Origin of the sequence: Streptomyces sp. NPDC060209 (assembly GCF_042728155.1) — a bacterium.
GTDB lineage: Bacteria > Actinomycetota > Actinomycetes > Streptomycetales > Streptomycetaceae > Streptomyces.
The window spans coordinates 21,044-29,985 of the sequence record NZ_JBHWZS010000085.1; the positions used below are offsets into that span (position 1 = coordinate 21,044).

Genomic DNA, 8,942 nt, shown 5'->3' on the forward strand with positions numbered 1-8,942 from the left:
CGGCGGCCGCAAACCCCCGACGGCCGGGCCGTCACGGGCCGGCCGGTCCGACAGCCGCCGCGAACCGTGGTGTGCGGGCGGTGCGGTGCGGCGTGGTCGTGTGCCCTCGGCGTCGGACAGCCGGTGTCCAGGTGTTCAGAACAGCGGCTGCGGAAGTATCCCCTCGAGTGCCAGCAGCTGCCGCTTCGTCTCCAGCCCGCCGCCGAACCCGCCGAGCCCTCCGTCGCTCTCCACCACCCGGTGGCACGGAACCACGACCGGCAGCGGGTTGGATCCCATGGCCGCCCCCACGGCCTGGGCGGCGCCCGGCTGGCCGACCCGGGCGGCCAGGTCCCCGTATCCCACGACCGTCCCGTACGGCACACCGGACGCCAGCTCGCGGAGCACCTCGCGGTGGAAACCGGAGCTCAGCGACCAGTCCAGACCGAGCGAGAACTCCCGCAGCCCTCCGTCGAAATACGCCGCGAGCTGACGCACCGGCTCGGCCAGCAGCGCGGAGCCCGGAGCCTCCACGGGCTCCGCGCCCAGCCGTTTCCCCAGCTGTCCGAGCGCCCTGTCCCGGACCGCCGGGGTCGCGTGGAAGACCACGGTCACCAGGCCGGCGGGGGTCGCGGCGAGCAGGAGCGGGCCGATGCCGCTCGGCACGACGGACCACTCCACGACCTGCTCGTTGCTCTCCATGCGACCCACCGTACGACCGGCCACTGACAACGCCGCCCCGTCAGGTGCTCAGCGGGTGGCGTCCCGGACGGTGTCGGGGTTGTTGGTGATGATGCCGTCCACGCCGAAGCCGGCGACCTCCGCCGCCTTCGCCGCGTCGTTCACCGTCCAGGTGTTCACCTGGAGCGGCTTGCCGTGGGCGCCCTTCAGCTTCTGGACCGCGGCGACGTAGTCGGCCCCGATGGTCGTGTACGACGGATTGATCTGGTCGGTGAACGCCGCGTACGACGGCAGATCGGCCACGGCGGGGGTGCCCAGGAAGCCCGTGACGACGTCCGGACGCTGCGCGTGGACAGTTTTCACACTCTCTGCACCGAAGCTCTGGATGATCAGCTTGTGCTTGACGTGACCGCGGTCGAGCCACCCCTCCTTGCGCAGGACCCGCAGGGTCTCCTTCTCGATGCCCGGGTAGATCTCCGGGCTCTTGATCTCCAGGAGCAGCTTCTGGTGGTTGCGCTCGAGCCGGTGCAGGTACTGCGTGAGCGTCGGCACCCGGGCCCCCGTGAAGCCGGCGCCGAACCAGCTGCCCGCGTCCAGCTTCGCGATCTCCGCCGCGGTGAAGTCCTTGACCGCCCAGGGAGCGCGGCCGGGGAAGACCTCCTCGGCGTCGGTGGTCCTGCTCAGGGTGGTGTCGTGCACGACCACCAGCACACCGTCCTTGGTGAGCTGCACGTCGTTCTCCACCCACGCGATCCCCAGATCGTCGGCCGCGTCGACGGCCGCCAGGGTGTTCTCCGGGGCGTAGGCGGACGCGCCCCGGTGGGCATAGACGACCGGGCTGTCCTGGGTGCCCGAGGCCTGCGCCTGGGTGGCGGGCAGCAGGACGCAGGCGCCGAGCAGGGCGGCGACGGCGCCTGAGGCGGTTGCTGTGCGTACGGACACGTGTACTCCTCGCGTCGAGATGCGGACAGGCAGAGACTCGCATCCGATCCCCAACAAAGGGGAGGGGGATGATGGCCATGTTGTGAACGGAATGTTGGGTACCGAATCCGCGGAGGGCCCAGAGGCGGATAAAATGCCGCTCTTATGTTTGCTTGCCGGGCCTTGCCCTTTAGGGTCACCCCGAACCCGGGCACACCGCGAAGGGCGTACCAGCATGCAGGGCACAGTTGACGGATTCTCCTACGGCCTCGTGACCCCCGTCACGGCGTTCCTCATGGCATGCCTCGGTGCTGCGCTCGGTCTTCGTTGCACCACGCGGTCCCTGCGCGCGGGAGGCGTGTCCAGAGCCGGCTGGCTGGCCCTCGGAGCGACGTCCATCGGATCGGGCATCTGGACGATGCACTTCATCGCGATGCTGGGCTTCAGCGTCCGGGAAGCGCCGGTGAGCTACGACAGGCCCCTCACCTACGCCAGTCTGGCCGTGGGGGTCGGGATGGTCGGGATCGGCATCTTCCTCGTCGGCTACCGGGGCGCCACCCGCATGGCACTGGTCACCGGAGGGATGATCACCGGACTCGGGGTCGCCTCCATGCACTACCTCGGCATGGCCGGAATGAACTTCGAGGGACTGTTCGAGTACGACACCCTCACCGTCGCGCTCTCCGTCGCCATCGCCGTGGTGGCCGCGACCGTCTCGCTGTGGGCTGCGGTCTCCATCCACGGCTTCCTTCCCAGCCTCGGCGCCAGCGTGGTCATGGGCGTCGCCGTGAGCGGGATGCACTACACGGGAATGGCCGCGCTCCAGGTGCACCTGCACCCCGACGCCGTACCGGCTCCGCCCGGCGAGGCACCCACCTCGCTGCTCCTGCCGATGATGATCGGGCCGGGCTGCTTCCTGCTGCTCGCCGCCGTGGTCGTGATGATCGACCCCATGGTGGTGACCGGTGGCCCCGGAGGAGCCGCCCGGCTGCCGGGACAGGCTCCCCGGCGCGGCGGGCCGGGGACCCCGATCCCCGTCCAGCGCCGCCGCACGCAGCCCTACGCGACCACCGCACGCAGGGTGTCCCGGCAGTCGCGGAGCCGCTGATCCCCCGCCGTTGTCAGTGGGGGGTCGTACGGTGGTTGCATGCGGCCAGTCTCGAAGATCGAACGTTCGGTGGCGCCTTTCGAGGTCGTCAGTCCCTACCAGCCCAGCGGTGACCAGCCCGCGGCCATCGCCGAGCTGGACCGGCGTGTCCGCGCAGGTGAGAAGGATGTCGTCCTGCTCGGCGCGACCGGCACGGGCAAGTCGGCGACGACCGCCTGGATGATCGAGAAGCTGCAGCGCCCCACCCTGGTGATGGCGCCGAACAAGACGCTGGCCGCCCAGCTGGCCAACGAGTTCCGCGAGCTCCTCCCGAACAACGCCGTGGAGTACTTCGTCTCGTACTACGACTACTACCAGCCCGAGGCGTACGTCCCGCAGTCGGACACCTACATCGAGAAGGACTCCTCGATCAACGAGGAGGTCGAGCGCCTGAGGCACTCCGCGACGAACTCGCTGCTCACCCGGCGCGACGTCGTCGTGGTCGCCTCCGTCTCCTGCATCTACGGCCTGGGTACCCCGCAGGAGTACGTGGACCGGATGGTCCAGCTCAAGGTCGGCGACGAGATCGACCGCGACCAGCTGCTGCGCCGCTTCGTCGAGATCCAGTACACGCGCAACGACCTCGCGTTCACCCGCGGCACCTTCCGGGTGCGCGGCGACACGATCGAGATCTTCCCGGTGTACGAGGAGCTCGCGGTCCGCATCGAGATGTTCGGCGACGAGATCGAGGCGCTCTCGACCCTCCACCCGCTCACCGGCGAGGTCATCAGCGAGGACACCGCGCTCCATGTCTTCCCCGCCAGCCACTACGTGGCGGGGCCCGAGCGCATGGAGAAGGCCGTCACCGGCATCGAGAAGGAGCTGGGACAGCGCCTCGCCGAGCTGGAGAAGCAGGGCAAGATGCTGGAGGCCCAGCGTCTGCGCATGCGCACGACGTACGACATCGAGATGCTCCGCCAGATCGGCACCTGCTCCGGCGTCGAGAACTACTCGATGCACTTCGACGGCCGCCTCCCGGGCACCGCCCCCAACACCCTCCTCGACTACTTCCCCGAGGACTTCCTCCTCGTCCTGGACGAGTCGCACGTCACGGTGCCGCAGATCGGCGCGATGTACGAGGGCGACGCCTCCCGCAAGCGGACCCTCGTCGACCACGGCTTCAGGCTGCCCTCCGCCCTGGACAACCGTCCGCTGAAATGGGAGGAGTTCCTGGGCCGGATCAACCAGACGGTCTACCTCTCCGCCACACCCGGGAAGTACGAGATGTCCCGGGGCGACGGATTCGTCGAGCAGATCATCCGGCCCACCGGTCTCGTCGACCCGGAGGTCGTCGTCAAGCCGACGGAGGGCCAGATCGACGACCTGGTCCACGAGATCCGCAAGCGGACCGAGAAGGACGAGCGCGTCCTGGTGACCACCCTCACCAAGAAGATGTCCGAGGACCTCACGGACTACTTCCTCGAGCTGGGCATCCAGGTCCGCTACCTCCACAGCGACGTCGACACCCTGCGCCGCATCGAGCTGCTGCGCGAGCTGCGCTCCGGTGAGTACGACGTCCTGGTGGGCATCAACCTCCTCCGTGAGGGCCTCGACCTGCCCGAGGTGTCGCTCGTGGCCATCCTCGACGCGGACAAACAGGGCTTCCTGCGCTCCGGCACCTCGCTGATCCAGACCATCGGACGTGCCGCCCGTAACGTCTCGGGGCAGGTCCATATGTACGCCGACAAGATCACCCCGGCGATGGCGCAGGCCATCGACGAGACCAACCGCCGCCGCGAGAAGCAGATCGCCTACAACACCGAGCGTGGCGTCGATCCGCAGCCCCTCCGCAAGAAGATCAACGACATCGTCGCGTCCATCGCCCGCGAGGAGGTCGACACCGAGCAGTTGCTCGGCACCGGCTACCGGCAGGGCAAGGAAACCAAGGCCCCTGTTCCCTCGCTGGGGGGCAAGGCGGCCGCGGGAGGCAAGGCGAAGAAGGGCGGCGCGGTGGTCACCGACCGGCCCGCCGCGGAGCTCGCGGGGATCATCGAGGAGATGACGGACCGCATGCGGGCGGCCGCCGCCGACCTGCAGTTCGAGGTGGCAGCCCGACTGCGTGACGAGGTGGGGGAGCTGAAGAAGGAGCTGCGTCAGATGAGGGAGGCGGGGCTGGCCTGACCCCGTGGGGCCCGCAGTGTTGCAGGACCGACACAAAAACGGCCCACCACTCCTTCCGCCCTCCGGGGACTGCGTAGGGTGCGGGGAAACCGCACACCGACGGTTGCGGGGCAAGCGGAGAGGGGACAGCGCGTGACGGTCAACATGACCAAGGGCCAGGCCATCAGCCTGCAGAAGAGCGACGGGGGGACCCTGACCGCGGTACGGATGGGGCTCGGCTGGCAGGCGGCCCCGCGCCGCGGGCTGTTCGGCTCGCGCACCCGGGAGATCGACCTGGACGCCTCGGCGGTGCTCTTCGCCGACAAGCAGCCCGTGGACGTCGTCTTCTTCCGCCACCTCGTCAGCGACGACGGCTCGGTCAAGCACACCGGCGACAACTTGGTCGGCGGCGCGGGCTCGGGCGGCGACGACGAGGCGATCCTGGTCGACCTGCAGCGGATCCCGGTCCACATCGACCAGATCGTCTTCACCGTGAACTCGTTCACCGGGCAGACGTTCCAGGAGGTGCAGAACGCCTTCTGTCGCATCGTCGACGAGACCAACGGCCAGGAGCTCGCCCGCTACACGCTGGACGGTGGCGGTCAGTACACGGCGCAGATCATGGCGAAGGTGCACCGTGCGGGCAGCGGATGGCAGATGACCGCCCTCGGCAACCCGGCCAACGGCCGGACCTTCCAGGACCTGATGCCGGCGATCCTGCCGCACCTGTAGGCACGGCAGGGGCGGCACCTGGCCCACGATCCGTACGAGCAGCTCCCGGAGGCACCAGCCGCCGGGAGCTGCGCCCATGGCAGGGCACCACACCGAACGTCGAGGGGACAGGGCAATGACGGCCGAGCTGGTCCGGGGGCAGAACCACACCTTGCCCCAGACCCGTCTGGAGATCAGGGTGTCGGCGGGCTCACCCGTCGTGGCCGGGGCCACTCTCGGCGACGAGCGGGGCACGGTCCGCGGCGCCGAGTGGATCGCCCACCCCGCGTCGCACCGGGTGCCCGGACTGGAAGTGTCCAGGCAGGCGGCGGCCGACCACCGGCTGGCGGTGGACCTGGACGCCCTGCCCGACGCGGTGCACCGCGTCACCGTGCTCCTCGCCCTGCCCATGGGAGCGGGACGGCCGGGCAGATTCGGCGCGGTCGCCGCGCCCTTCGTCGCCGTCACCGGACTCGACGGTACCGAGATAGCCACGTTCACCCTCACCGGCCTGGACACCGAGTCCGCCGTGTCCGCCCTGGAGCTCTACCGCCGCCAGGGCGTATGGAAAGTCCGAGCCGTCGGTCAGGGCTACGCCGCCGGACTCGCCGAGCTGCTCGCCGACCAGGGTGTGGCGGAGGCGGCGGAGCTCGCCGCCTCCATCCAGGAGGCCGTCGCCTCCGGGCTCGCCCGCTCCGTGACGCCGCCGCCCCGCACCCCCGACGGCGAGCGGGTAGGCCACCCCGCGGGCCCGGCGGTCTCCGGAGGCAACGGCCGCCCGCCCGCCCCGGCGCAGGCCCCGGAGCCGCTGGATGATCCCGCGGCCTCGCACGCGGAGGCTCCCGGCGGCCCGATCAACTACGCGCACCCGCGGCGCCAGACCTCGGCGCCGCCCCCGCCGCCCCCGACGGCACCGCCCGCCGCGCCCGGACAGCCCGCGCAGCCCGTCGCCGGTGACGCCACCGGCTGGTCCATGGACGAGCGCCTCTACAACCAGATCTGGGGCATGTTCGAGGACCTCGCCCGCGCCGTCGCCGCCTACCGCAGCGCCGTCGACTTCGCCGAGTCCCGGATGGACCAGGAGCTCGACCGGACCCTTTCCGACCCGCGCAGCCGCATCGGGGGCGCGGGCGACCGTGCCCGTGAGGAAGCCCGGGCCAAGCACGACGAACTCACCGGCCGGGCACGCGAGGCGCTGGAGCGCGATCTCGCCCAGCTCGCCGCCGAGTCCGCCGTCGTCGAGCCCGCCCTTCCCGCGGCCTACGCGGGCTGGGACAACCCCGTCTGGCACGGCTACCGCGTCCCGATGGAGATCCCGATGGCCCTGCGCATCGGCGACCTCCATCTGCCCGAGGGCATCGGTCTGCGCATCCCGCTGCTGGTGCGGCTTCCCCTGGAACGCGGGATCTGGGTCGACAGCGGACGTACGGCTTCCGAGGCGGCCGCCTCGAGCACCGGGGACCAGCTGCGCAGGCTGGCCATGGAGACCGCGGTCGCCCTGGCCGCGCGGCTGCTCGCCGTCTACCCGGCGGACGAGTTCTCCGTGCATGTCATCGACCCGGCCGGTTCCGCCGCCGGCCCGCTCTCGCCCCTGGTCGCATCCGGGGTTCTCGCCGGGCCGCCCGCCGCCGGGGCGGAAGGCGTCTCCTCGGTCCTCGCGCACCTCACCCGGCGCGTGGATCTGGTGCAGATGGCGATCAGGGCCGGCGCCGCGGACGCGCTGCCCCCGGACCTCGACACGGGGGAGCAGCTGCTGATCGTCAACGACTTCCCGCACGGCTTCGACGACAGGGCCGTCACCCAGCTGCGCTATCTGGCCGACGAGGGGCCCTCGGTGGGTGTGCACCTGCTGATGGTGGCCGACCGCGAGGACGCCAGCGCCTACGGCCCCGTACTCGACCCGCTGTGGCGCTCCCTGCTGCGGATCACCCCCGTGGCCGACGACCACCTCGCCGACCCCTGGGTGGGCCACGCGTGGACGTACGAGCCGCTGAGGGCGCCACAGGGCAGCCGTGTCCTGGAGAAGGTGCTCGCCCTGGTCGCCGCGGCGAGGCGCGCCGGCTACCGCTGAGCGGGGTGACGGTAGGTCAAGTATCCCCGCATAGCCTCTGACCTGGCATTTTGAGCACATCTTGGCACGGACTTTACCGTTTCTTGGTGCTTCATGTACTGTTCTTTGTGCGGAGGGGAGTACTCCCGATCGCGGCGTTCCCGTCAATACGGACTGTGACCGGTCCCGGGGCGTCGGCCCGGCGCGCATCCCGCGCTCCCGGGTGGAAGAGACCTCCGGCAGCGACGACGCTGATCTATAGCCCGTAGCGAACTGCCGGAGGCGCAGTGGACGTTTCATGGACCCTCTGGGCGCTGACCATTTTTGGTCTGTGCGCCCTCATCGCCGTCGACTTCTTCATCGGGCGCAAGCCTCATGACGTGTCGACCAAGGAAGCCGGAATCTGGACGGTCGTCTGGATCGCCCTGGCCGCACTCTTCGGACTCGGCCTGCTGGTCTTCGGGGAGAGCCAGGCCTCGGGTGAGTTCTTCGCCGGCTTCATCACCGAGAAGTCGCTCAGTGTCGACAACCTCTTCGTCTTCGTCCTGATCATGGCGAAGTTCTCGGTGCCCTCACACCTTCAACAGAGGGTGCTGCTCGTCGGCGTACTCATCGCGCTGGTGCTGCGTGCGATCTTCATCGCCGCCGGTGCCGCGGTCATCGCCAACTTCTCGTGGGTCTTCTACATCTTCGGCGCGTTCCTGATCTACACCGCCTGGAAGCTGATCCAGGAGGCGCGGGCCGATGAGGAGGAGGACGAGTTCGAGGAGAACCGTCTCCTGAAGTCGATCGAGCACCGCTTCGGTGTCGCCGACAAGTACCACGGGACCAAGCTCTTCATCCGGAACAACGGCAAGCGCGTCCTGACCCCCCTGATGGTGGTCATGCTCGCCATCGGCACCACCGATGTGCTGTTCGCGCTGGACTCCATCCCGGCGATCTTCGGCCTGACCCAGGACCCGTACATCGTCTTCACCGCCAACGCCTTCGCCCTGATGGGCCTGCGTCAGCTGTACTTCCTCATCGGCGGTCTGCTGAAGAAGCTGGTCCACCTCAGCTACGGGCTCTCGGTGATCCTCGGGTTCATCGGCGTCAAGCTGGTGCTGCACGCCCTGCACGAGTCCGGGGTGCACGTCCCGGAGATCTCCATCCCGTTCTCCCTCACCGTCATCTGCGGCGTCCTGGTGATCACCACGATCACCAGTCTCATCGCCACCAGGAAGCAGGAAGCGGCGGAGAAGGGCACGGAGGCGGACGAGCAGAAGGACGACAGCGAGAACGTCGGCGCGGAGAAGTAGCGCCGGACGGACATGCCGACGGCCGGGGCCCCGTGAGGGGCGCCCGGCCGTCGGG

7 protein-coding genes are annotated in these 8,942 nt (G+C 69.7%); 5 read left to right on the top strand and 2 right to left on the bottom strand.

Annotated features, from left to right (window positions below; translation table 11 throughout):
* Positions 1-135: 135 nt before the first annotated feature.
* Positions 136-681 carry a methylated-DNA--[protein]-cysteine S-methyltransferase gene (locus tag ACFWFI_RS18365; protein ID WP_387391015.1) on the bottom strand — a complete coding sequence of 182 codons (546 nt, stop codon included), beginning with the start codon at positions 679-681 and terminating at the stop codon, positions 136-138.
* A 48-nt stretch (positions 682-729) separates the two neighbouring features.
* The gene (locus ACFWFI_RS18370; protein WP_387391018.1) at positions 730-1,602 is read right to left on the bottom strand and encodes a glycerophosphodiester phosphodiesterase; all 873 of its coding nucleotides are present in this window, start codon (positions 1,600-1,602) and stop codon (positions 730-732) included.
* 214 nt (positions 1,603-1,816) lie between these two features.
* Between ACFWFI_RS18370 and ACFWFI_RS18375 the strand changes: the two genes are divergently transcribed.
* The 5 genes from ACFWFI_RS18375 (at position 1,817) to ACFWFI_RS18395 (ending at position 8,887) form a co-directional block, all read left to right on the top strand.
* Complete coding sequence (locus tag ACFWFI_RS18375; protein WP_387391021.1) at positions 1,817-2,689, top strand: MHYT domain-containing protein; 873 nt, start codon at positions 1,817-1,819, stop codon at positions 2,687-2,689.
* Positions 2,690-2,728: 39 nt separating this feature from the next.
* Positions 2,729-4,849: an excinuclease ABC subunit UvrB gene (gene uvrB / locus ACFWFI_RS18380; RefSeq protein WP_387391024.1), complete on the top strand. Its 2,121-nt coding sequence runs from the start codon at positions 2,729-2,731 to the stop codon at positions 4,847-4,849.
* A gap of 132 nt (positions 4,850-4,981) precedes the next feature.
* Positions 4,982-5,560 carry a TerD family protein gene (locus ACFWFI_RS18385; protein ID WP_358974050.1) on the top strand — a complete coding sequence of 193 codons (579 nt, stop codon included), beginning with the start codon at positions 4,982-4,984 and terminating at the stop codon, positions 5,558-5,560.
* 115 nt (positions 5,561-5,675) lie between these two features.
* Positions 5,676-7,610, top strand: coding sequence for a TerD family protein (locus ACFWFI_RS18390; RefSeq protein WP_387391026.1), 1,935 nt, complete (start codon positions 5,676-5,678; stop codon positions 7,608-7,610).
* A gap of 266 nt (positions 7,611-7,876) precedes the next feature.
* Positions 7,877-8,887 carry a TerC family protein gene (locus ACFWFI_RS18395; RefSeq protein WP_387391029.1) on the top strand — a complete coding sequence of 337 codons (1,011 nt, stop codon included), beginning with the start codon at positions 7,877-7,879 and terminating at the stop codon, positions 8,885-8,887.
* Positions 8,888-8,942: the final 55 nt, after the last annotated feature.